Consider the following 22537-nt stretch of genomic DNA (forward strand, 5'->3'; position numbering starts at 1 on the left):
GCTTGTTACAGCGTACGGGCGATCTCCTTGATTTCAAAGAACTCGAGCTGATCGCCCTCTTTGATGTCGTTGTAGTTCTTGAGCTTGATACCGCACTCGAAGCCTTCGCGCACTTCGCGGACGTCGTCCTTCATGCGCTTGATCGAGTCGACTTCGCCGGTGTAGATCACCACGTTGTCGCGCAGCAGGCGGAAATGCGCACTGCGGTTGACCGAGCCCGAGGTGATGTAGGAACCCGCGACCGTACCGATCTTCGAGGCCACGAACACCGTGCGGATCTCGGCCGAGCCGATGATTTCCTCGCGGCGCTCAGGTGCCAGCATGCCCGACATCGCGACCTTGATCTCGTCCACGGCGTCGTAAATGATGCTGTAGTAGTTCAGCTGCACGCCATTGCCTTCGGCCAGCTTGCGCGCGCCGGCATCGGCACGCACGTTGAAGCCAATCACGATGGCCTTGGAGGCGATCGCCAGGTTGATGTCGCTTTCGCTGATGCCGCCCACGCCGGCGTACACGATCTGCACCTTGACCTCGTCGGTCGCCAGCTTGAGCAGCGACTGGGCCAGCGCTTCCTGCGAGCCCTGCACGTCGGCCTTGATGATGATGCGCAGCGTCTGCACTTCGCCGGCCGAGAGGTCGGTGAACATGTTCTGCAGGTTCGCGGCCTGGGCCTTCGCCAGCTTGGTGTTGCGGAACTTGCCGGCACGGTAGGTGGCGATTTCGCGCGCACGGCGCTCGTCGCTCATCACCATGAACTCGTCGCCCGCCTGCGGCACTTCGGTCAGGCCCTGGATCTCGACCGGGATCGACGGGCCGGCCGACTTGATGGTCCTGCCGTCTTCGTCGAGCATGGCGCGCACGCGGCCATAGGTCGAACCCGCCAGCACCACGTCGCCGGTCTTGAGCGTGCCGGACTGCACCAGCACGGTCGCGACCGGGCCGCGGCCCTTGTCGAGCTGCGCTTCGATGACCAGGCCCTTGGCGGCGGCATCCACCGGCGCCTTGAGTTCCAGCACTTCGGCCTGCAGCAGCACCTGCTCGAGCAGGTCGTCGATGCCCTGGCCCGTCTTGGCGGACACCGGCACGAACGGCACGTCGCCGCCGTACTCTTCGGGCACCACCTCTTCGGCCACCAGTTCCTGCTTCACGCGGTCCGGGCTGGCATCGGGCTTGTCGATCTTGTTGATGGCAACCACGATCGGCACACCCGCAGCCTTCGCGTGCTTGATGGCTTCCTTGGTCTGCGGCATGACGCCGTCGTCGGCCGCCACCACGAGGATGACGATGTCGGTGGCCTGTGCACCGCGGGCACGCATGGCCGTGAAGGCCTCGTGGCCCGGGGTGTCGAGGAAGGACACCATGCCGCGTTCGGTCTGCACATGGTAGGCACCGATGTGCTGCGTGATGCCGCCGGCTTCGCCCGCTGCAACCTTGGCGCGGCGGATGTAGTCGAGCAGCGAGGTCTTGCCGTGGTCGACGTGGCCCATGACGGTCACGACCGGTGCGCGCGGCAGGGCTTCGGCGGTTTGCGCCGACACGTCCTCGTCGGTGAAGGCTTCGGGGTCGTCCAGCGCGGCAACGACCGCGTTGTGGCCCATTTCCTCCACCAGGATCATGGCGGTGTCCTGGTCCAGCGACTGGTTGATGGTCGCCATCTGGCCCAGCTTCATCAATTGCTTGATGACTTCCTGTGCCTTGACGGCCATCTTGTGCGCGAGCTCGGCCACCGTGATGGTTTCGGGCACGTGCACTTCGAGAATGCGCGCCTCCACCGGTGCGGCCTGCACGTGCTCTTCGTGGCCTCCGCGGTCATTGCTGCCACGGCGGCCGCGCGGGCCTCCGCGCCAGTTGCCGCGGCCGACACCGCCGCTGGCATCGCCGCGGGTCTTGATTTCCTTCTTCTTGGCAGGATCGCCCGCCCAGCTCGAGGAGAGCTTGGCCGACTTGACTTCCTTGCCGGCACCGGCGGCGCCAGGGGCTGCGGCAGCACCCGGTGCGGCCGGCGCGCCGGGGCGCGCTGCGGGCGCGGCCGGCTTGTGCAGCGTGCCCTTGACCGCGGCCTTTTCGGGCTGCGGCTTCTCGGGCGCCTTGTGCGGCACCAGCACGCGCGCCGGTGCGTTCATCATGGCGCGGATGGCTTCGGCTTCGGCCAGGGCCTTGCGGCGGCGCTCGTCCAGGTCCTTGGCGCGGGCGGCTTCCTCGTCGGCACGGGCCTTCGATTCGGCGGCGGCCTTGGCCTTGGCGTCTTCCTTGGCTTGCGTGGCGGCGGTCTGGGCAGCCAGCTTGGTGTCGGCGGCCTGCTGTTCGGCGGCGGCTGCAGCGGCTGCAACAGGCGCTGCGGCCGGCTTGGCCGCTTCCTTGGCGGGCGCGGCCGCGGCTGCGTCAGCGGCCTTCTTCTCTGCAGCGATGCGCGCAGCTTCCTGCTCGGCCTGCTCTGCACGCTCGGCCTTCTCGGCCTGTTCGCGTTCGCGGGCTTCGGCTTCTTCGCGCAGGCGGCGCTTCTCGGCCAGTTCTTCTTCCTGGCGGCGGATCAGCTCGGCCTGGCGGCGCGCCTCTTCCTCGCGGCGGGCCAGTTCGGCTTCGTCGATGCGGGGTGCGGCAGGTGCCGCGGCGGGCGCTTCGGCCACCGGTTGCGCTTCGGGCGTGGCCGGGTGGCCGTCGTCGCGCTGGATGAAGGTGCGCTTCTTGCGCACCTCGACCTGGATGGTGCGGGCGCGGCCGGTGGCGTCGGCCTGCTTGATCTCGCTGGTCGACTTTTTCGTCAGCGTGATCTTCTTGCGCTCGGGCTCGGCGGTGCCATGGCTGGCTTTGAGAAAGCCGAGCAGGCGCTGCTTGTCAGCCTCGGTGAGTGCATCGGTGGGTGCCGCCTTGGGCACGCCTGCGCTCTTGAGCTGGTCAAGCAAGGTTTCGGGAGTCTTCTTGAGCTCGTTCGCGAACTCGGCGACAGTGGTACTGGACATATTGGTTTCGTGCCTCCATGACCATCACTCTTGGCCGGCGAACCAATGTTCGCGGGCTTTCAAGATGAGGGCTTTGGCGTCATCGGCGCTGTGGCCGGTGATCTCGGTGAGTTCATCGACCGCGAGGTCGGCGAGGTCGTCGCGGGTGTGCACACCCGCCTCGGCCAGCTTGGGAATCAGCTCGGGGTCGAGGCCTTCGAGGTCGCGCAGATTCTGCGAGACGGTCTCGACGCCCTCTTCCTTGGCGATTTCCATGGTCAACAGCGCATCCTTGGCGCGCGAACGAAGCTCGTTGATGGTGTCTTCGTCGAAGGCTTCGATCTCCAGCATTTCGGAGATCGGCACATAGGCGACTTCCTCGAGGCTGTTGAAGCCCTCGGAGATCAGGATGTCGGCGATTTCCTCGTCGACGTCGAGCTTTTCCATGAACAGCTTGCGGCTGGCGTCGGTTTCGCTCGCCTGCTTCTGGGCCGATTCATTGGCGTCCATGATGTTGATCTTCCAGCCGGTCAGATCGGAGGCGAGCCTCACATTCTGGCCGCCGCGGCCGATCGCGATGGCGAGGTTTTCCTCGTCGACCACCACGTCCATGGCGTGCTTTTCTTCATCGACCACGATCGACGACACGTTGGCCGGAGCCAGGGCGCCGATCACGAACTGGGCCGGGTCTTCGCTCCACAGCACGATGTCCACGCGCTCGCCGGCGAGCTCGTTGGTCACGGCATTGACGCGGGTGCCGCGCACGCCGACGCAGGTGCCGATCGGGTCGACACGCTTGTCGTGCGAGAGCACGGCGATCTTGGCGCGCGAACCGGGGTCGCGGGCGCAGCTCTTGATTTCGAGCAAGCCCTGTTCGATCTCGGGCACTTCCTGGCGGAACAGCTCGATCATGAACTCGGGCGCCGAGCGCGAAAGGATGATCGGCGCGCCGCGCAGCGTCAGGTCGACTTCCATGATCATGGCCCGCACGCGGTCGCCGTTGCGCAGGTTTTCCTTGGCGATCATCTCGCTGCGGCGCAGGCGCCCTTCGACGCGGCCGGCCTCCACGATGATGTCGCCCTTGTCCAGGCGCTTGACGGTACCCACGAAGATCTTGTCGCCGCGCGACATGAAGTCGTTGAGCAGCATCTCGCGCTCGGCGTCGCGGATCTTCTGCAGGATGACCTGCTTGGCCGCCATGGCGCCGATGCGGCCGATCGGCACCGAGTCCACCGCTTCCTCGATGTACTCGCCGACCTCGATGTCGGGCATTTCTTCCTTGGCTTCGAACAGGAGGATTTCCTGGTCGGGCAGCTGCAGGCCGGCTTCGTCGGGGACGACGTGCCAGCGGCGGAAGGTTTCGTAGTCGCCGCTGTCGCGGTCGACCGAGACGCGGATGTCCACGTCGCCCTGGTGGAGCTTCTTGGTGGCTTGCGCCAGCGCGGATTCGACCGCGCCGAAAACCACGTCGCGCTCGACGTTCTTCTCGCGCGAGATCGCATCCACCAACATCAACATTTCGCGATTCATGCCACCCACTCCTCTAGTCAGTCCGGAACGTTGGTTCCGTCGTCAATATCCGAAAAACCCGGTTGGGTTTTGGCCTTGCGGCCCTTGAAATCCACAATTGGCGCGAGCCGCGCATCGCGCAGCTCATCCAGCACGAAACCCAGCGCATGCAACTTTGCAGGCGCGCGCTTCTTGCTGACTTTTTGACCCGGTTTTGGCTCCGGCGCATCGCTCCAGACGATTTGCCAGCCCGGGGCCCCGTCGGCCCCCGCCACGCGCTCCAGCGTGCCGCGAAACTTCTTGCGGGTGGCAGACACCTGCCCCGCCGCCGCGGCACCCATGGGCGCCTTGAGCGTGATGTCGATCACCTCGCCCACGAAACGCTCGAAATCCTGCTCATTGCGAAGCGGACGGTCAATACCCGGCGAGGAAACCTCGAGCCGCTTGTAATCGACACCGTCGACCTCGAGCGCAAACTGCAACTGGCGCGTGACCTTCTCGCAATCCTCGACCGTCACAAAGGGTTCGGGAATGCCTGCAGCCACAGCTTCCGATGTGGGGGCAGTCCAGGGCAAATCAATTGTCACGCGCAGCAATCCCCCGGCCGAGCGTTCGATCTCGACCAGGTCGTAGCCGAGACCGGCAACGGTTTGTTCCACTGTCTGCTGCAATGCCACGTGTTTGAATTTGCCTTGTAAAAATGCTTATGCGTGCCACCCGCCCGCCACGGGTGTCACGCATCGAAATTGCATAGACCAAAAAAAACGGGCGGTTGGTACCCGCCCGTTTGGTCGTGAGCCTCGAATTATATGCTATTCCCGTGATAAATGAAGTGGCTTGGGCTGCTCAAAGCGCCACTTTGCGCCGGGATTTTGACCAGACGACGGCAAACAGCACCGAACCGAGCGCCAATGCGGCGGCCGCCACCAGCAGCGGGAGCTCGAAAGACCCGGTCCGCTGGGCCAGCGGCGCCGCAAACAGCGGGCCGATGATCTGCCCGACGCCATAGGAAGCGGTCGCATAGCCGATCAGCCCGGCTGCGGCATTGCCGCGCAGCCGGCGCGCATCCCGCATCGCAAAAAGCGTGATGGCCGTGAAAGGCATGCCCAGCAGCAGGCTGCCGAGCGCAAAGCCGGTGATGGTGGGCCACGCCACCGACAGCACCACGCCCAGCGCCTGCAGCGCATAGGCTGCGGCCAGCAGCAGCCGGTTGTCCCAGTGCACGGGCGCGCGGGCGCCGATCAGCGCGCCGGGGATGATCGCCAGCCCGAACAGCGGCCAGAAGAAGTCGGGCCATGGCGAGCCCGGCAGTGCCTGGCGCGCGATCACCGGCAGGAAGGTGGCGGTGATGATGTAGCCGAAGCCGGCCAGCCCATAGAGCGCGACCAGCCAGACGGCGTCGCTGCGCGCGGAAGGCGACGCGGCCGCACCGGCCTGGGCGGAAGGCGCGCCCGCGGAGCCTTGCCCCGAGGGCAGTTCGCCATCATCGAACACGCGCCAGATCAGCGCCACCAGCACCACCGCCAGCAGGCCCAGGCCGATCCATCCCGCCTCGGAACCCCAGCGCCCCAGGGCGCCGCCGAGCAGGCCGGTCATCGCGATGCCGATGCCGGGGCCGGTGTAGATCACGCCGGCCAGCGCCGGGGAATGGGCCTCGGCGAGCCGCCGCAGGCCCCAGCCGGACGCAAAGACGAAGACCCAGGCGCTCATCACGCCGGCCGCGGTGCGCAGGATGCCCCAGCTCGTGAAACTGTGCAGCACCCCCATGCCCACCAGCAGCGCGGCCGTGGCCACCAGGCCGCCGCGCACCATGGTCTTGGCCTGGATGCCGATGGCCGCGCAACTGACCGCGCCCAGAAAGTAACCAAGGTAATTGAGCGAAGCCAGCACGCCGCCGGCCTCGAGTTGGAGCTTTCCCTCGTGCAGCATGATCGGCAGCATGGGCGTGAAGGCAAAGCGCCCCAGGCCCATGGCAACGGCCAAGGTCACCATGCACGCCAGTGCCGCGCGCCAGGCACCGCGCCTGTCCCGTCCGATATCCGACATTTCTTGCAATTCCGTTGTTCTATTCCAGCAGCGCGGCGGCCACCAGTTTCTTGGTGTAGGGGTGCTCGGGCGCGTCGAGCACGCGCTCCACGGCGCCGGCTTCGAGGATGGCGCCGTCCTTCATCACGATGACCTGGTGCGCCATGGCGCGGATCACCTCCACGTCGTGCGTGATCAGCAGGTAGCTCAGGCCGCGCTCCCGCTGCAGGCGCTGCAGCAGGCCCAGCACCTGCTTCTGGATGGTCACGTCGAGCGCGCTGGTGGGCTCGTCGAGCACCAGCAGCTGCGGGTCGACGATGAGCGCGCGCGCGATCGCGAGCCGCTGGCGCTGTCCGCCCGAGAACTCGTGCGGATAGCGGTCGAGCAGCGAGGGAAACTGCGCCTCGCCCAGGCCCACGTCGGCCAGCGCCGCCAGCGCCCGCGCGCGGCGCTGCGCCGTGTCGAGCTCAGGCGCGTGCACGCGCAGCCCCTCGCCCACGATCTGCTCGACCGTCATGCGCGGCGAGAGCGAGGAGAACGGGTCCTGGAAAACCACCTGCATGACCCGGCGCAAGGCCAGGTCGGAACTCCGGTCCACCGCCCAGCCCTTGCCGTCCACCTTGAGCGCGCCCTGGTGCTTCAGCAGCCCGAGGGCGGCCAGCGCCAGCGTGGACTTGCCCGATCCGGACTCGCCGACCACGCCCAGCGTTTCGCCCGGTGCGATGCGGAAATCCGCGTTCTGCACCGCAATGAATTCGCCCTTGCGGAACCAGCCGGCAAAACCGGGCCGCGGCACGGGGTAGCTCACACGCAGGCCCGTGGCCTCGAGCACCGGCCGCGCGCCGGCACCCGCGGGCACGGCGATGACATCGCGCTGCGGGTGGCTGTCGATCAGCTTGCGGGTGTAGGCGTGCTGCGGCGCCTCGAACACGGCCGCCACGGCGCCCTGCTCCACCACGTGGCCGTCTTCCATCACGGCAATCCGGTCGGCGAAGCGGCGCACCAGGTTGAGGTCGTGCGTGATGAGCAGCACGGCCATGCCATGCTTGCGCTGCAGATCGGCGAGCAGCTCGAGGATCTGCGCGCGCACCGTGACGTCGAGCGCGGTGGTCGGCTCGTCGGCCAACAGCAGGCGCGGCTTGCAGGCCAGCGCCATGGCGATCATCGCGCGCTGGCGCTGGCCGCCTGAAAGCTGGTGCGGAAACGCCCGCGCCCGCCGCGCCGGCTCCGGAATGCCGGTGTCGGCCAGCAACTGCACGGCGGCCGCCTGGGCCGCGCGCGCCGACAGGCCCTCGTGCAGTTCGAGCACCTCGGCGATCTGGTCGCCCACGGTGTAGAGCGCGTTGAGGGCGGTCATCGGCTCCTGGAAGATCATCGCGATCTCCTTGCCGCGGATGCCGCGCAGCTCACGCTCCGGAATCGAGAGCAGGTCGCGCCCGCTTGGCGCATCTGCGGAGCCGAACAAGGTCGCGGCGCCGGCCACCTCGGCGTTCTGCGCCAGGCGCAGCAGCGACAGCGCCGTCACGGTCTTGCCCGAACCCGATTCGCCGACCAGCGCGAGCTTCTCGCCCGCGGCGATGCGGAAGTCGATGCCGTGCACCACCTCCTTGCCGCCGAAGGCCACGCGCAGCTCTTTCACGTCCAGCAGCGGCTGGAGATGCTTGATTTGGCTCACTTGTCGGCCTTCCGCGGATCGAGGGCATCGCGCAGCGCGTCGCCCATGAAGGTGAGCAGCATCAGCGTCACGACCAGCACGCCGAAAGTCGACAGCGAGATCCACCAGGCGTCGATGTTGGCCTTGCCCTGGCTCAGCAGTTCGCCGAGCGACGGCGTGCCCGGCGGCACGCCCAGGCCCAGGAAATCGAGCGAAGTGAGCGCCAGGATGGCCGCGCTCATGCGAAACGGCAGGAAGGTGACGACCGGCACCATGCTGTTGGGCAGGATGTGGCGCCACATGATCTGCAGGTTGCCCACGCCCAGCGCCCGAGCGGCGCGCACGTAGTCCATCTGGCGGTTGCGCAGGAACTCGGCGCGCACGTAGTCGGCCAGGCCCATCCAGCCGAACAGGCTCAGCAGGATCAGCAGCAGCGCCACGCTGGGCGCGAAGATGGCGCTGAAGATGATCAGCAGGTAGAGCTCGGGCATCGAGGCCCAGATCTCGATGAAGCGCTGGAACGCGAGGTCGATCTTGCCCGCGAAGTAGCCCTGCACCGCCCCCGCCGCCACGCCCAGCACCGTGCCGATGACGGTCAGCGCCAGGCCGAACAGCACGCTCACGCGAAAGCCGTAGATCAGCTGCGCGAGCAGGTCGCGGCCGCGGTCGTCGGTGCCGAAGAAGTTCTCGCCCGACGGCGCCGCGGGATTGGGCTGGGAAGCAAAGTAGTTCAGCGTGCGCGGACCGTAGCGGTTGGGTGCATAGAGCGCCCAGTTGGCGCCCTCGGTGATGCGCTTCTGGATGAAGGGATCGAGGTAGTCGGCGGGCGTTTCGAAGTCTCCGCCGAAGGTTTTCTCGGAATAGTCGCGCAGCACCGGGAAGTAGGTCTGCCCGGCGTAGCGCACGACCAGCGGCTTCTCGGTGGACAGCAGCTCGGCGAACAGGCTCAGCACCACCAGCGTCGAGAAGATGACCAGGCTCCAGAACCCCAGCGGATTGCGGCGGAAGCGGCGCCAGGCGCGGCGGCCCGGGCTCGCGGAAACGACAACGGCGGCGCTAGTCAAACTTGACCCTCGGATCGACCCAGACGTAGCAGAGGTCGGAAATCAGCTTGGTGACCAGGCCGATCAGCGTGAACAGGTAGAGCGTGCCCAGCACCACGGGATAGTCGCGGCGGATCACGCTCTCGTAGCTCAGCAGGCCCAGGCCGTCGAGTGTGAACAGCGTCTCGATCAGCAGCGAGCCGGTGAAGAACGCGCCGATGAAGGCCGACGGAAAGCCGGTGATGATCGGGATCAGCGCATTGCGGAACACATGCTTCCAGAGCACCTGCCGCTGCGACAGCCCCTTGGCGCGCGCGGTCAGCACGTACTGCTTGCGGATTTCCTCGAGGAAGGAATTCTTCGTGAGCATGGCGGTGACGGCAAAGCTGCCGAGCACCATCGACGTCACCGGCAGCGCGATGTGCCACAGGTAGTCGACGATGCGCGCGCCCCAGTTCATGCTCTCCCAGTTGGGCGACGTGAGGCCGCGCAGCGGAAACCACTGCAGCTGCCCGCCGAAGATCACGAGCAGCGCCACCCCCAGCACGAAGCCCGGAATGGCATAGCCGACCAGCACGATCAGCGTGGTGATGAAGTCGAAGCGCGTGCCGGCCCTCACCGCCTTGGCCACGCCGAGCGGCACCGCGATCAGGTAGCTGATGAAGAAGGTCCAGAGGCCGAGGCTGATCGACACCGGCATCTTCTCCTTGATGAGCTGCCAGACGTCCTTGCGCTGGTAGAAGCTGGTGCCCAGGTCGAAGCGTGCGAACGACTTCAGCATGGTCCACAGGCGCTCGTGGGCGGGCTTGTCGAAGCCGTAGAGCTTGCGGATGTCCTCGACGCGCTGCGGGTCGAGGCCCTGGCGGCCGCGGTAGCCGGCGCCGCTGGCCGCGGCCCGCTCGCCGCCCGAATCGCGCCCCTGCAGCTGCGCCACCATCTGCTCGACCGGGCCGCCCGGCACGAACTGGATCACGCCGAAGGTGATGACGAGCACGCCCAGCAGCGTGGGGATCATCAGCAGCAGGCGCTTGAGGATGTAGCTGGTCATTCGGTGTTCATGTCCGGTGCGGCCGCGTCATTTGTTGATGGGCGAAGCCCACCACGTGGTGAGCGCCCAGTCGCCGGCATCGTAGTACGGCGGAATGGTCGGCGGCAGCACGAACGGCGCCGGCCGGTAGCCGACGAGGAAGGCGTTGCCGTAGTACTGCGGGATCGAGTAGTAGCCACTGGAGAGCACCCGGTCGAGCACGCGCATGGCCGTGGCCAGCTCGGGCCGCGTGGTGGCCGCCAGCACCTTGCCGACCACTGCGTCGACCGCCGGATCGGCAATGCCCCAGATATTGGACGAGCCCGTCGTGTCGGCCGCCTTGGAGCCGAACAGCTCGAGCAGCTCGCCGCCCGGCGCGCTGTTGCCGGGCAGGCGCAGCGAGGTCATCTCGAAGTCGAAGTTCTGCATGCGCTGCTGCGAGAGCGAGAAATCGACCGTGCGGAAGGTCATCTCGATGCCGAGCTTGCGCAGCGCCGTCTGCAGCGGTGTCACGACGCGGATCAGCCCGGGCTGGTCATTGAGGAACTCGATCGTGAAGGCCTCGTTCTTCGCGTTGCGCAGCGCGCCGTCGCGGTAGGTCCAGCCGGCCTCCTCCAGCAGCGCCCTCGCCTTGCGCAGGTTCTCGCGCAGGCTGTTGGGCGGCGCCGTGCTCGGCGGCTGCGGGGCCGGGCCGAACACCTCGGGCTTGAGCTTGCTGCGCAGCGGCTCCATCAGCGCAAGTTCGTCGGGCTTGGGCAGGCCCTCGGCGTGGAACTCGCTGTTCGGAAAGTAGCCCTGCACCCGCGTGTAGAGGCCGTAGAACAGCTGGCGGTTGAGCCACTCGAAATCCATGGCCAAACCAATGGCCTGGCGCACGCGCACGTCCTTGAACTTGTCCTTGCGGATGTTGAACACATAGCCCTGGAAATCGCCGGGGTTGTGGTTCTCGAAGGCGCGCTTGACGATCTCGCCGCTGTCGAACTGCCTGCCCTTGTACTGGCGCGCCCAGTTGCGCGAGGTGAATTCGCGCATGAAGTCGAACTCGCCGGCCTTCAGGCCCTCGAAGCGCGCGGTTTCGTCCAGGTAGACCCGGAAGGTGATGCGATCGAAGTTGTACAGCCCCTTGCGCACCGGCAGGTCGGCGCCCCAGTAGTCGGCGCGGCGCACGTAGGTGATGTCGCGGCCCAGGCGGTCGCTGGCCGGCTTGTAGGGGCCGGAGCCGATCGGCATCTCGGTGACGATCTGGTCGAACGGCTTGCCCCCGCCCCATTGGCGGCTGAAGACCGCCATGCCGCCAATCACCAGCGGCAGCTCGCGGTTCGGACTCGCGAAGTCGAAGCGCACGACGCGCTCGCTGGTGGCCGTCGCCTTCTTCACTTCGGCGTAGATGGTGCGGTACTGCGGCGCGGCCTGCGGGCCGGTCAGGGTGTTGAACGAATGCACCACGTCGGCCGCCAGCACCGGCGAGCCGTCGTTGAAGCGCGCCTTGGGGTTCAGGCGGAAGGTGGCCGAGAGGCGGTCGGGTGCCACCTCGACGTCTTCGGCGAGCAGGCCATAGACCGTGGTCGGCTCTTCGGAATTGCCCGTCATCAGGCTCTCGAACATCAGCGAGCCGATGCCCGAAGGCGCCGTGCCCTTGAGCGTGAAGGGGTTGAGCTTGTCGAAGTTGGTGGGCCGCGTGGGCGGCACCATCCGGATCTCGCCGCCCTTGGGCGCGTTCGGATTGACGTAGCTGAAGTGGGTGAAGCCGGGCGGGTACTTGATGTCGCCGAACTGCGCGTAGGCATGGGCGGCCCATGAAGGAGCCGCCGAGAGCGCCAGAAAAAGAAGCAGCCAAACCCGCATGCGAGAATTCTGCCCAAGATTTTCACGAGGCAACTTCATGGGCTTTCTTTCCGGCAAAAAACTGTTGATCACCGGCGTGTTGAGCAATCGCTCCATTGCCTACGGCATAGCCAAGGCCTGTCACGAACAAGGCGCCGAGCTTGCTTTCAGCTACGTCGGCGAGCGATTCAAGGACCGTATCACCGAATTCGCCGCGGACTTCGGCTCCAAGCTTATTTTTGACTGCGACGTGGGCGACGACGCGCAGATCGACAAGCTCTTTGCCGATCTGGCGCAGGCGTGGCCCAGGTTCGACGGGTTCGTGCACAGCATCGGCTTTGCGCCGCGCGAGGCCATTGCGGGCGACTTCCTCGAAGGCTTGTCGCGCGAAGGCTTCAAGATTGCGCACGACATCAGCGCCTATAGCTTCCCGGCCATGGCCAAGGCGGCCCTGCCCTACCTCAACGACAAGTCGGCGCTTCTCACGCTGACCTACCTCGGCGCCGAGCGCGCGCTGCCCAACTACAACACCATGGGCCTGGCCAAGGCCTCGCTCGAGGCCTCGGTGCGCTACACCGCGGCTTCGCTCGGCCCCAAGGGCATGCGGGTCAACGGCATCAGCGCCGGGCCGATCAAGACGCTGGCGGCCAGCGGCATCAAGGGCTTCGGCAAGATGCTGTCCGCCGTGGCCGACGCCTCGCCCATTCGCCGCAACGTGACCATCGAGGAAGTCGGCAACGTGGCTGCCTTCCTGCTGAGCGACCTGGCCAGCGGCGTCACCGCCGAGATCACCTATGTGGACGGCGGCTTCAGCAACGTCGTGGCGGGCATGGCCGAGTAATCCTCGGCCGAGTAATCGATCGGCAGCGGCCTCTTGCTGAACAGACGTTCCCTCCTGCTCGCCGGCCTCGGCGCGCTGGCGGCCCGCGGGGCCGCCGCGCGCGAGGCCGCGCCGGCCTTGATGCTGGCCGAGGTCTACCGCCCCGGCATGTCGCTGGACGACTACTGGGTCAGCGAAAAATTCGACGGCGTGCGCGGCTACTGGGACGGCAAGCAGCTGTGGACGCGCGGCGGCGAACCGGTGGTGGCGCCCGCCTGGTTCATCGCGCCGTTGCCCAAGCAGCCGCTCGACGGCGAGCTGTGGGCCGGCAGGGGCCAGTTCGCGCATGCGGTTTCCACCGTGCGCAGCCAGACGCCCAACGACACCGCCTGGCACAGCATGCGCTTCATGGTGTTCGACCTCCCGGCCCAGGGCGGCGATTTCACGGCGCGGCTGGCCGTCTTGCGCAAGCTGCTGCCGATCACCGATGCGCCGTGGGTGGTGCCCGTGCCGCAGGAGCGCGCAACCACCCATGCGGATCTGCAGGCCCTGCTCGCCAAGACCGTGAAGATGGGCGGCGAGGGCCTGATGCTGCACCGGGGCGGATCGCTCTACCGCGCCGAGCGCAACAGCGACCTGCTCAAGGTCAAGACCCACGACGACGCCGAGGCCCGCGTGGTCGGCCACATGCCCGGCAAGGGCCGGCACAGCGGCCGGTTGGGCGCGCTGCTGGTCGAAACTCCCGAGGGCAAGCGCTTCAAGCTCGGCAGCGGCCTGACCGATGCCGAGCGCGAGAACCCGCCCGCCATCGGCAGCTGGGTGACCTACCGCTACAACGGCACCAACCCGGGCGGCTTGCCCAGGTTCGCGCGCTTCATGCGGGTGCGCAGCGACCGGCCCTCCTGAAGCGCGGCGCGCGCCCTCCCCGCTTCTTGCCGCCTACTTCTTCGGCGCGGCCACGCAGTCCGCGTAGTAGCGCTTCTTGCCGGTTTCGTCGATGCGCGCCACCAGGCCGTGGATGTCGGTCTCGAAGCCCGGGCACTGCGAGTTGAACTCGCGCGAGAACCGGAGGTAGTCGACGATCTTCTTGTTGAAGACCTCGCCCGGAATCAGGAGCGGAATGCCCGGCGGGTACGGCGTGATCAGGCTCGTGGTGATGCGGCCTTCGAGTTCGTCGATCTCCACGCGCTCGGTCTTGCGGTGCGCAATGTGGGCGAAGGCGTCGCTCGGCTTCATGGCCGGCGTGAGGTCGCTCAGGTACATCTCGGTCGTCAGGCGCGCCACGTCGTAGCGTGCGTAGAGCTGGTGGATGTGCTGGCACAGGTCGCGCAGGCCCAGGCGCTCGTAGCCGGGATGCTGCTGGCAGAACTCCGGCAGGATGCGCCACATCGGCTGGTTGCGCGCGTAGTCGTCCTTGAACTGCTGCAGCGCCGTGAGCAGCGTGTTCCAGCGGCCCTTGGTGATGCCGATGGTGAACATGATGAAGAAGCTGTACAGGCCGGTCTTCTCCACGATCACGCCATGCTCGGCCAGGAACTTGGTCACCACGCTCGCGGGAATGCCGGTGTCGGCAAAGTTGCCTTCGAGGTCGAGGCCCGGGGTCACGATGGTCGACTTGATCGGGTCGAGCATGTTGAAGCCGTCGGCCAGCTCGCCGAAGCCGTGCCAGTTGCGCGGCGACTTCTTGCTCTTGCTCTGCTTGCCGTTCTTCTCGCCCGTCATGATCCAGTCTTCGGCGCGGCCGATGCCTTCGTCGACGAGCTTCTCGGGGCCCCAGACCTTGAACCACCACTCGTCCTTGCCGAATTCGTCTTCCACCTTGCGCATGGCGCGGCGGAAGTCGAGCGCCTCCAGGATGCTTTCTTCCACCAGCGCAGTGCCGCCGGGCGGCTCCATCATGGCGGCGGCCACGTCGCAGCTCGCGATGATCGCGTACTGCGGGCTGGTCGACGAGTGCATCAGGTAGGCCTCGTTGAACAGGTCGCGGTCGAGCGCACGGTTCTGCGAGTCCTGCACCAGCACGTGGCTGGCCTGGCTGATGCCCGCGAGCAGCTTGTGGGTCGACTGCGTGGCAAACACGAGCGACTCCTTCGGCCGCACGCGGCGCTTGCCCATCGCGTGGTAGGCGCCATAGAACGGGTGGAAGGCCGCATGCGGCAGCCAGGCCTCGTCGAAGTGCAGCGTGTCGACGTAGCCGTCGAGCATGTTCTTGATGGTCTCGGTGTTGTAGATCACGCCGTCGTAGGTCGACTGCGTGAGCGTCATCACGCGCGGCTTGACCTTGTTGGGGTCCACGTCGGCCAAGAGCGGGTTGGCCTTGATCTTGGCCTTGATGGCGCTCTGCTCGAACTCGCTCTTCGGAATCGGTCCGATGATGCCGAAGTGGTTGCGCGTGGGCTTCATGAACACCGGGATCGCGCCGGTCATGATGATCGCGTGCAGGATCGACTTGTGGCAGTTGCGGTCGACCACCACCACGTCGTCGGGCGCCACCGTGTGGTGCCAGACCATCTTGTTGCTGGTGCTGGTGCCGTTGGTCACGAAGAAGCAATGGTCGGCGTTGAAGATGCGCGCCGCATTGCGCTCGCTGGCCGCCACCGGGCCGGTGTGGTCGAGCAGCTGGCCGAGTTCTTCCACCGCGTTGCAGACGTCGGCGCGCAGCATGTTCTCGCCGAAGAACTGGTGGAACATCTGGCCCACGGGGCTCTTCAGGAACGCCACGCCGCCCGAATGGCCCGGGCAGTGCCACGAGTACGAGCCGTCTTCGGCGTAGTCGATCAGCGCCTTGAAGAACGGCGGCTGCACGCCTTCGAGGTAGCTCTTGGCCTCGCGGATGATGTGGCGCGCCACGAACTCCGGCGTGTCCTCGAACATGTGGATGAAGCCGTGCAGCTCGCGCAGGATGTCGTTGGGAATGTGGCGCGAGGTCTTGGTTTCGCCGTAGATGTAGATCGGCACGTCGGCGTTCTTGCGCCGCACCTCGCCGATGAAGTTGCGCAGGCTCAGCACCGCGGGGTCGAGGTCGGGGCCGACCGTGAATTCCTCGTCGTCGATCGACAGGATGAAGGCGCTGGCGCGGCTTTGCTGCTGCGCGAACTGGCTCAGGTCCCCGTAGCTCGTGACGCCCAGCACCTCGAAGCCCTCCGTCTCGATGGCCTGCGCGAGCGCGCGAATGCCGAGGCCCGAAGTGTTTTCGGAGCGGAAGTCCTCGTCGATGATGACGATGGGGAAGCGAAATTTCATGAGCAGGGCTCCGGACAGGCAATGAGGCGCGAAGTGTACGGAATTCGGATGAAGGATTGAGTCAGGTTTTGACACAGAATGTCGTGCATTCACCAAAGAGGAGAAGTCATGGCGAATTCCACCATCTGGTGGCTGATAGCGGGAGCCGCCATCGTGCTGGAATTGCTGTCCGGCACGGTCTACCTGTTGCTGCTGGCCACCGGCTTTGCGGCGGCGGCCATTGCGGCGCACCTGGGTGCCGGCACCGTTTCGCAACTGGTCGTGGCGGCGGTCGTCGGCGTGGGGGCGGTCCTGGTCTGGTATGCGGTCCAGCGCCGGCGTCCGGCCGCCGCGCCCACGGCATCGAACCGCGATGTCAATCTGGACATCGGCGAGATCATCCACGTCGAGGCCTGGAACCCCGACGGCACCGCCACCGTTCGCTACCGCGGCGCCCAGTGGACCGTGATTCCGCGTGCGGGCCAGGCCCCCGCCACCGGCGAGCACCGCGTGGTCGAGGTGGTCGGCAGCCGCCTCGTGGTCGACAAGACCTGATCAGAACAGAACCCTAGAGGAGAAAACCATGGAATTTTCGGTCCCCATCATCATCCTGGTCATTGCGATCATCTTCATCAGCCAGTCGGTCAAGTTCGTGCCGCAGCAGAACGCCTGGGTGCGCGAGCGCCTGGGCAAGTACCACGGCACCATGACGCCCGGCCCCAACTTCCTGATCCCGTTCATCGACCGGGTCGCCTACAAGCACAGCCTGAAGGAAATCCCGCTCGACGTGCCCAGCCAGATCTGCATCACGCGCGACAACACCCAGCTGCAGGTCGACGGCATCCTGTACTTCCAGGTGACCGACCCGATGCGCGCGAGCTACGGCTCGTCGAACTACATCGTGGCCGTGACGCAGCTGGCGCAAACGTCGCTGCGCAGCGTGATCGGCAAGCTCGAACTCGACAAGACCTTCGAGGAGCGCGACGTCATCAACGCGCAGGTGGTCGCGGCCATCGACGAGGCGGCGCTCAACTGGGGCGTGAAGGTGCTGCGCTACGAGATCAAGGACCTGACCCCGCCCAAGGAAATCCTGCTGGCCATGCAGGCGCAGATCACCGCCGAGCGCGGCAAGCGCGCCCTCATCGCCGCCTCCGAAGGCCGCCGCCAGGAGCAGATCAACATCGCCACCGGCGAGCGCGAGGCCTTCATCGCCCGCTCCGAAGGCGAGAAGCAGGCCCAGATCAACAATGCCCAGGGCGAGGCCGCCGCCATCACGGCCGTGGCCACCGCCACGGCCGACGCCATCGAACGCGTGGCTGCCGCCATCCGCCAGCCCGGCGGCGAACAGGCCGTGCAGCTCAAGGTGGCCGAGCGCGCGGTCGACGCCTACGGCAAGGTCGCGGCCGATTCCAAGACCACGCTGATCGTGCCCAGCAACATGACCGAAACCGCCGCCCTCATCGCCTCCGCGATGCGCATGGTCCAGGCCGGCAAGCCGCAGAATCCGGCCTGAGCGACTGCTACAATCGAGGGCTCAGGAGCGGTGGATGAGCGGTTTAAGTCGCACGCCTGGAAAGCGTGTGAGGGTTAATAGCCCTCCGCGGGTTCGAATCCCGCCTGCTCCGCCAGAGAAGTCATGGGTTTCATGCGGGTTTCCAGCCCGTCAGCATGTTGACCCGCATCAAACCCATCAATGCAGAAACGCTTGATGGGTTTTTTGTTGGGAAAGCGCGTTGCCTTGGCGCAACTCGGAGATTGGCCCGGCCCGCTTCGTCTGGCGCTACCATCCAAAGGTCTTACTTTCAAGCCTGCAAAAGGAGGAGCCTCGATGGCTGCACAGCCCCCCACCGTGCCGCGTGGCAAGACGTCGCTCGACAAGACGCTCAAGAAGAGCGAAGAAGTGGCCGCCGATGTGCAGCGGGCCTCGGACAATCTCGCCGTCGTGAACACGGTGCTCGAACAGGAGCTGCCGGACGAAGTGCAGGTTGGCGAGGTGGCGCAGGCCATCGAGCAGACGGGCCAGCTCGAGCAGAAGCTCGCCAAGTCGGCCGAGAAGCTGGCCGAGGTCAACGCGGCATTGAGCGAAGAAATCGAGAAGCGCCGCGAGGTAACGGCCGAGCGCGATGAAAGCCAGGCGCTGGCCGAAGAGCTCAAGGCAAGGATCCGCTCCGACAACCAGCACTGAGCGCAGCGCCGCGCCAGAACGCGCTGTCCGTATCCCTTCTCCTACGCTGCGGCCGCGTCCGGCACGCTACGCTATTGGTTCTCAGAACGAAACCACGGCATGGCCCTCATCACGTTCCTCGTCGAGGACAACAAGACCATCAGGGACAACCTGGTCCCGGCCCTCGAAGATCTGGTCAACGGCCAGGTCGTCGGCTTTGCCGAAACCGAAACGGATGCGCTCGCCTGGCTCGCCGTTCATCCCCATGACTGGCAACTGCTCATCGTCGACCTGTTCCTGAAGGAAGGCTCCGGCCTGGGCGTGCTCTCGGGCTGCAAGGCGCGCGGTCCGGGCCAGCGCGTCGTGGTGCTGAGCAACTACGTCACCGCCGACATCCGCGCACGCTGCGAAGCGCTGGGTGCCGATGCGGTGTTCGACAAGTCGCGCGATCTCGACGCCTTCATCGAATACTGCAACACCGACCGGCCCTCGGGCTTCGCAAGCCTGGCCTGAAAAGCACGGCCGGCAGGCACAAAAAAAGGGCCCGAAGGCCCTTTTCTCTTTTGCGCGCCTGGATCAGCGAACCACGGCGATCTGCGTACGCACGCCACCCTTGTAGGTGAAGAGCGTCAGCGCGCCGTTCTTGATGTCGCCCTTTTCGTCGAAGGCGATCGGGCCGGTCACGCCCTTGTATTGCACCTTGCCGACTTCGGGCAGGTACTTTTCAGGGTCGGCGGAACCGGCCTTGACCATGGCTTCGGCCAGCACGTTGACCGCGTCGTAGACGTACGGTGCGTAGATCTGCACGTCCACGCCGTTCTTGGTCTTGAACCTGGCCTTGAAGTCTTCCAGCGGCTGCTTGAAGTCGCCGTCGACACCGCCGGCCTCGGCGCAGACCACCATCTCTTCGCCGATGGCGTCGCCAGCCAGCTTGGGCAGTTCGCCGGTGCACAGGCCGTCGCCGCCCATGAACTTGACGTTCAGGCCGAGCTGCTTGACCTGCTTGAGCATCGGGCCGCCGACGGCGTCCATGCCGCCGAAGAACAGCACGTCAGGCTTGGCGGACTTGAGCTTGGTCAGGATGGCGTTGAAGTCGGTCGACTTGTCGGTGGTGAATTCGTGGCCCACGATGGTCCCGCCGGCAGCCTTGGCCGCCTTCTCGAACTCTTCGGCAACGCCCTGGCCGTAGGCCGTGCGGTCGTCGATCACGGCAATGTTCTTGCCCTTGAGCGTTTCGACGGCGTACTTGCCGAGCGTGCCGCCGAGCTGGGTGTCGTCGGCCACCACGCGGAACGTGGTCTTGAAGCCCTGGCGCGTGTACTTGGGGTTGGTTGCCGACGGCGAGACCTGCGGAATGCCGGCGTCGCTGTAGAGCTTGGAAGCAGGAATGGTCGTGCCCGAGTTCAGGTGGCCGACGATGCCGTTGACCTTGCTGTCGACCAGCTTCTGGGCCACTGCGGTGCCTTGCTTCGGATCGCCGGCGTCGTCTTCTGCCAGCAGTTCGAACTTGGCAACCTTGTCGCCGATCTTCAGGCCCTTGGCATTGAGGTCTTCGATGGCCATCTTGGCGCCGAGCTCGTTGTCCTTGCCCAGGTGGGCAATGGCACCGCTGGTGGGGCCGACGTGGCCGATCTTGACGATCAATGCATCTGCCGGAGGCGCTGCAGGTGCGGGGGCCGCTGCCGTGGGCGCCGGAGCGGCGGGCGCAGCAGCTTCTTCTTTCTTGCCGCAAGCCACAAGCGTGAGAGCAGCCAGTGCGACCGCAGTCCATTTCAATTGCATGAGAACCTCCAGAACATTGATGAATAAACCAAAAACCGGTCGTGTGATCCGGGCGCGAAGACCTCGCAAGTTTCGCGCCGCAGACCAGCGGCACCCTCCCGCCCCATCGACCTGGCGCGCAGTTTAGCTGAAGCTTTATGCGCCGGAAGCTGGCGTAGACCCTGTGTTTTCAGAGAGCTCGGCGGCCATGGCTTCGATCACCAAGGCACGCAGCACGGCCTCGATTTCCTCCCGCAGCCGGGGCACCATCGCATCGAGCTGCTGCTGCACGGCGGCCGAGACCGTGTCGCTCAGGCGCTCTTCCAAAGACAGGTCGACGCGCTGCAGCACGCGGTGCAGAAGCTGCTCTTCGAGGCGGACGATTTCGGCCTCGGAACGCTGCTCGGCCGGAGGCAATGCCACGGCTTCGGCGGGGTCGACCGCCGGTGGTGGCGGCGCGCTGGCGGGCGTTGCCGCCTCGGCGGCAGGCGGCTCGGCGGGGAGGTCGAGCACCGTGGTCAGCGTGGGAACGAACCGGGGCGGCGTGCGCAGCGTGCTGGCCATCAGGAGGCGCTCCTTGCAAAGTCGTGCGGCTGGATCGAATAGCCCCGGTCGGCATAGTGGCGCCAGCGCGAGCGGCCGATCTGCCGATCGTCGGTCTCGTTGCTCACGATGTCGACCAGGCGCTCGAAGCGCTCGAAGCCGACGGGCACCGTGGGCCCGAGATTGACCAGCATCTCGCGGTGCGCGAGCCCCGCGGCGTCCGCGCCCTCGGCGCAAAGAATGACCGGCGAGCGCGCCACCAGGTGGGGCTGCGCATCGCCGCGGCAATGCGCGATGAAGTCGCAGGGCGAGAGCTGCCAGAGCGCCGCATCGACCGCCTCCAGCATCTGCGGCTCGCCCACCACGACCACCCGCAAGCCGCGCACGCTCACGGCCTTGCGCACCAGCCGGCAGGCGTAGTTCGCCTTGTCCGGCAGATTGAAATGAAAGCCGATTTCCGTCACTGCGCGGACCGGGCCTTGCGCGCGGCCGCGCCGGGCTCCTTGCGCGCCGCCTTCTTGGGCGATACCGCCTGGGCCGCGCCGCTGCGCGCGCGTTCCATCAGATAGGAGACCAGCAGGCCCACCGGCCGGCCGGTCGAGCCCTTGGCCGCCCCGCTCTTCCAGGCCGTGCCTGCGATGTCCAGGTGGGCCCAGGTGAAATCGCCGGCAAAGCGCTGCAGGAACTTGGCCGCGGTGATGGCGCCGCCGGCTCGGCCGGCCACGTTGGCGACGTCGGCAAAGTTGCTCTTCAGGCCTTCGGCGTATTCGTCGTCCAGCGGCAGCCGCCAGCAGCGGTCCTGCGACTGCTCGCCGGCCGCCTGGAGCGCCTCGGCCAGCGAATCGTCGCTGGTGAACAGGCCGCTGCGCACGCCGCCCAGCGCCACCACGCAGGCGCCGGTGAGCGTGGCGATGTCGATCACGGCCGCGGGCTCGAAGCGCTTGGCATAGGTGAGCGCGTCGCACAGGATGAGGCGGCCTTCGGCATCGGTGTTGAGCACTTCGATGGTCTGGCCGCTCATGCTGGTCACCACGTCGCCGGGCTTGATCGCGCGGCCGTCGTTCATGTTCTCGCACGAGGGCACGAGGCCCACCACGTTGATGGCCGGCTGGATCTCGCCAAGCGCGCGGAAGGTGCCCAGCACGCTGGCCGCGCCGCACATGTCGAACTTCATTTCGTCCATTTCGGCCGCCGGCTTGAGCGAGACGCCGCCGGTGTCGAAGGTGATGCCCTTGCCGACCAGCACCACGGGCGCCTGGTCCTTGGGCCCGCCCTGGTAGCGCAGCACGATGAAACGCAGCGGTTCGGCCGAGCCTTGCGCCACGGCCGCGAACGAGCCCATGCCGAGTTTTTGCACTTCCTTGGGACCCAGCACCTCGCATTTGACGCGGGGCAGCTTGCCGAGCTCCTTGGCGGCCTCGGCCAGCAGCGTGGGCGTGCAGTAGTTGCCGGGGCGGTTGCCCCACTCCTTGGCGAGCTCGATGCCGGCGACGGTGGCACGGGCTTCGTCGAAGGCCGTGCCCACCGCTGCCGCGTCGGCCACGCCGAGCGTCAGGTGGCGGATGGTGCGCCCGTTCTCGCCGTTCGAGGTCTTGGCCTTGGTGGTGGTGTAGACGTAGCTGGCGTCGGCGGCGGCGGCCACCGCGCTGCCCACGGCAGCGCCGTCGGCCTCTTGCGCGAAGGCCATGACGACCCGCTTGGGCCCGTAGGCCTTGGCCGCATTGACCGCCGCAATGACGCCGCTGCGCACCGAGGCGGGCTTGCCGTCGCCGATGGCGGCCAGCACCACGCGCGAGGCCACCACCTCGTCGGGGTGGTAGAGCGCGAGCAGCTTGCCGGCCTTGTCGGGCAGGTCGCCCGCCTTGCGGGCGCTGGCGATCAGCGCGGACAGGGGGTCCTTGGCCGTGAGGGGGGCGCTGCCGACGAGCACGATCAGCACGTCGGATTTTTCGGCCGCGGCGCGGGCGACGGTGAGGGTCTTGAGCTGAAAGTCCATAATCCTTTTT

19 protein-coding genes and 1 tRNA gene are annotated in these 22537 nt (G+C 66.6%); 7 read left to right on the forward strand and 13 right to left on the reverse strand.

What is annotated here, in order from left to right:
- Positions 1-5 precede the first annotated feature (5 nt).
- The 8 genes from infB to AC1DMS_RS22845 all read right to left on the reverse strand — a co-directional run bounded on the left by infB (position 6) and on the right by AC1DMS_RS22845 (position 12042).
- Positions 6-2960 (reverse strand): translation initiation factor IF-2, encoded by a 2955-nt coding sequence (infB, locus tag AC1DMS_RS22810; protein WP_278876539.1) that lies wholly within the window; start codon positions 2958-2960, stop codon positions 6-8.
- A 24-nt stretch (positions 2961-2984) separates the two neighbouring features.
- Positions 2985-4469: a transcription termination factor NusA gene (gene nusA / locus AC1DMS_RS22815; protein WP_012747851.1), complete on the reverse strand. Its 1485-nt coding sequence runs from the start codon at positions 4467-4469 to the stop codon at positions 2985-2987.
- A 17-nt stretch (positions 4470-4486) separates the two neighbouring features.
- Positions 4487-5125: a ribosome maturation factor RimP gene (rimP, locus tag AC1DMS_RS22820; RefSeq protein WP_012747850.1), complete on the reverse strand. Its 639-nt coding sequence runs from the start codon at positions 5123-5125 to the stop codon at positions 4487-4489.
- Positions 5126-5294: 169 nt separating this feature from the next.
- Positions 5295-6494 carry a YbfB/YjiJ family MFS transporter gene (locus AC1DMS_RS22825; RefSeq protein ID WP_478181863.1) on the reverse strand — a complete coding sequence of 400 codons (1200 nt, stop codon included), beginning with the start codon at positions 6492-6494 and terminating at the stop codon, positions 5295-5297.
- A 19-nt stretch (positions 6495-6513) separates the two neighbouring features.
- Positions 6514-8148, reverse strand: coding sequence for an ABC transporter ATP-binding protein (locus tag AC1DMS_RS22830; protein ID WP_478181864.1), 1635 nt, complete (start codon positions 8146-8148; stop codon positions 6514-6516).
- Positions 8145-9191, reverse strand: coding sequence for an ABC transporter permease (locus tag AC1DMS_RS22835; RefSeq protein ID WP_062366987.1), 1047 nt, complete (start codon positions 9189-9191; stop codon positions 8145-8147). The genes AC1DMS_RS22830 and AC1DMS_RS22835 overlap by 4 nt, the downstream gene beginning before the upstream one ends.
- On the reverse strand, positions 9184-10218 hold the full coding sequence (locus AC1DMS_RS22840; RefSeq protein WP_369662947.1) for a microcin C ABC transporter permease YejB: 1035 nt from the start codon (positions 10216-10218) through the stop codon (positions 9184-9186). Before AC1DMS_RS22840 ends, AC1DMS_RS22835 begins: the two co-directional genes overlap by 8 nt.
- Positions 10219-10245: 27 nt before the next feature.
- Complete coding sequence (locus AC1DMS_RS22845; RefSeq protein ID WP_478181865.1) at positions 10246-12042, reverse strand: extracellular solute-binding protein; 1797 nt, start codon at positions 12040-12042, stop codon at positions 10246-10248.
- Between the two features lie 37 nt (positions 12043-12079).
- Here AC1DMS_RS22845 and fabI point away from each other — a divergent pair, with 37 nt between their 5' ends.
- Both fabI and AC1DMS_RS22855 read left to right on the forward strand, forming a co-directional pair.
- Entirely contained in the window at positions 12080-12862 is a 783-nt protein-coding gene (gene fabI, locus AC1DMS_RS22850; protein WP_012747844.1) for an enoyl-ACP reductase FabI, read from the forward strand.
- A 33-nt stretch (positions 12863-12895) separates the two neighbouring features.
- The gene (locus AC1DMS_RS22855; RefSeq protein WP_012747843.1) at positions 12896-13747 is read left to right on the forward strand and encodes a DNA ligase; all 852 of its coding nucleotides are present in this window, start codon (positions 12896-12898) and stop codon (positions 13745-13747) included.
- Positions 13748-13780: 33 nt separating this feature from the next.
- Here the strand turns inward: AC1DMS_RS22855 and AC1DMS_RS22860 are convergent, their stop codons facing one another.
- A complete protein-coding gene (locus AC1DMS_RS22860; RefSeq protein WP_012747842.1) occupies positions 13781-16084 on the reverse strand; it encodes an arginine/lysine/ornithine decarboxylase in 2304 nt (767 codons plus the stop codon).
- A gap of 108 nt (positions 16085-16192) precedes the next feature.
- On the opposite strand from AC1DMS_RS22860, the gene AC1DMS_RS22865 reads away from it, so the two are divergent.
- The 5 genes from AC1DMS_RS22865 to AC1DMS_RS22885 all read left to right on the forward strand — a co-directional run bounded on the left by AC1DMS_RS22865 (position 16193) and on the right by AC1DMS_RS22885 (position 18740).
- The gene (locus tag AC1DMS_RS22865) at positions 16193-16618 is read left to right on the forward strand and encodes an NfeD family protein (RefSeq protein WP_012747841.1); all 426 of its coding nucleotides are present in this window, start codon (positions 16193-16195) and stop codon (positions 16616-16618) included.
- Positions 16619-16646: 28 nt separating this feature from the next.
- Positions 16647-17576, forward strand: coding sequence for an SPFH domain-containing protein (locus tag AC1DMS_RS22870; RefSeq protein WP_012747840.1), 930 nt, complete (start codon positions 16647-16649; stop codon positions 17574-17576).
- A gap of 24 nt (positions 17577-17600) precedes the next feature.
- A tRNA-Ser gene (locus tag AC1DMS_RS22875) sits at positions 17601-17691 on the forward strand.
- A 200-nt stretch (positions 17692-17891) separates the two neighbouring features.
- The gene (locus AC1DMS_RS22880) at positions 17892-18248 is read left to right on the forward strand and encodes a hypothetical protein (RefSeq protein WP_012747839.1); all 357 of its coding nucleotides are present in this window, start codon (positions 17892-17894) and stop codon (positions 18246-18248) included.
- Between the two features lie 99 nt (positions 18249-18347).
- A complete protein-coding gene (locus AC1DMS_RS22885) occupies positions 18348-18740 on the forward strand; it encodes a response regulator (protein WP_012747838.1) in 393 nt (130 codons plus the stop codon).
- Positions 18741-18803: 63 nt separating this feature from the next.
- Here AC1DMS_RS22885 and AC1DMS_RS22890 read toward each other — a convergent pair whose 3' ends face one another.
- The 4 genes from AC1DMS_RS22890 to AC1DMS_RS22905 form a co-directional block, all read right to left on the reverse strand.
- Positions 18804-20009 (reverse strand): branched-chain amino acid ABC transporter substrate-binding protein, encoded by a 1206-nt coding sequence (locus AC1DMS_RS22890; RefSeq protein WP_012747837.1) that lies wholly within the window; start codon positions 20007-20009, stop codon positions 18804-18806.
- A 135-nt stretch (positions 20010-20144) separates the two neighbouring features.
- A complete protein-coding gene (locus tag AC1DMS_RS22895) occupies positions 20145-20552 on the reverse strand; it encodes a hypothetical protein (RefSeq protein ID WP_012747836.1) in 408 nt (135 codons plus the stop codon).
- Positions 20552-20995, reverse strand: coding sequence for a DNA polymerase III subunit chi (locus AC1DMS_RS22900; protein ID WP_012747835.1), 444 nt, complete (start codon positions 20993-20995; stop codon positions 20552-20554). Before AC1DMS_RS22900 ends, AC1DMS_RS22895 begins: the two co-directional genes overlap by 1 nt.
- Positions 20992-22527, reverse strand: a complete 1536-nt coding sequence (locus tag AC1DMS_RS22905) for a leucyl aminopeptidase (RefSeq protein WP_012747834.1) — start codon at positions 22525-22527, stop codon at positions 20992-20994. Before AC1DMS_RS22905 ends, AC1DMS_RS22900 begins: the two co-directional genes overlap by 4 nt.
- Positions 22528-22537: the final 10 nt, after the last annotated feature.

It is taken from the genome of Variovorax sp. 05T418, from assembly GCF_056396385.1.

What these genes read in the sequence shown, in the direction of transcription:
- infB (WP_278876539.1), bottom strand. Translation starts at nt 2,960, where the DNA reads ATGTCCAGTACCACTGTCGCCGAGTTCGCGAACGAGCTCAAGAAGACT.
- nusA (WP_012747851.1), bottom strand. Translation starts at nt 4,469, where the DNA reads ATGAATCGCGAAATGTTGATGTTGGTGGATGCGATCTCGCGCGAGAAG.
- AC1DMS_RS22825 (WP_478181863.1), bottom strand. Translation starts at nt 6,494, where the DNA reads ATGTCGGATATCGGACGGGACAGGCGCGGTGCCTGGCGCGCGGCACTG.
- AC1DMS_RS22840 (WP_369662947.1), bottom strand. Translation starts at nt 10,218, where the DNA reads ATGACCAGCTACATCCTCAAGCGCCTGCTGCTGATGATCCCCACGCTG.
- AC1DMS_RS22845 (WP_478181865.1), bottom strand. Translation starts at nt 12,042, where the DNA reads ATGCGGGTTTGGCTGCTTCTTTTTCTGGCGCTCTCGGCGGCTCCTTCA.
- fabI (WP_012747844.1), top strand. Translation starts at nt 12,080, where the DNA reads ATGGGCTTTCTTTCCGGCAAAAAACTGTTGATCACCGGCGTGTTGAGC.
- AC1DMS_RS22860 (WP_012747842.1), bottom strand. Translation starts at nt 16,084, where the DNA reads ATGAAATTTCGCTTCCCCATCGTCATCATCGACGAGGACTTCCGCTCC.
- AC1DMS_RS22865 (WP_012747841.1), top strand. Translation starts at nt 16,193, where the DNA reads ATGGCGAATTCCACCATCTGGTGGCTGATAGCGGGAGCCGCCATCGTG.
- AC1DMS_RS22870 (WP_012747840.1), top strand. Translation starts at nt 16,647, where the DNA reads ATGGAATTTTCGGTCCCCATCATCATCCTGGTCATTGCGATCATCTTC.
- AC1DMS_RS22880 (WP_012747839.1), top strand. Translation starts at nt 17,892, where the DNA reads ATGGCTGCACAGCCCCCCACCGTGCCGCGTGGCAAGACGTCGCTCGAC.
- AC1DMS_RS22885 (WP_012747838.1), top strand. Translation starts at nt 18,348, where the DNA reads ATGGCCCTCATCACGTTCCTCGTCGAGGACAACAAGACCATCAGGGAC.
- AC1DMS_RS22890 (WP_012747837.1), bottom strand. Translation starts at nt 20,009, where the DNA reads ATGCAATTGAAATGGACTGCGGTCGCACTGGCTGCTCTCACGCTTGTG.
- AC1DMS_RS22895 (WP_012747836.1), bottom strand. Translation starts at nt 20,552, where the DNA reads ATGGCCAGCACGCTGCGCACGCCGCCCCGGTTCGTTCCCACGCTGACC.
- AC1DMS_RS22905 (WP_012747834.1), bottom strand. Translation starts at nt 22,527, where the DNA reads ATGGACTTTCAGCTCAAGACCCTCACCGTCGCCCGCGCCGCGGCCGAA.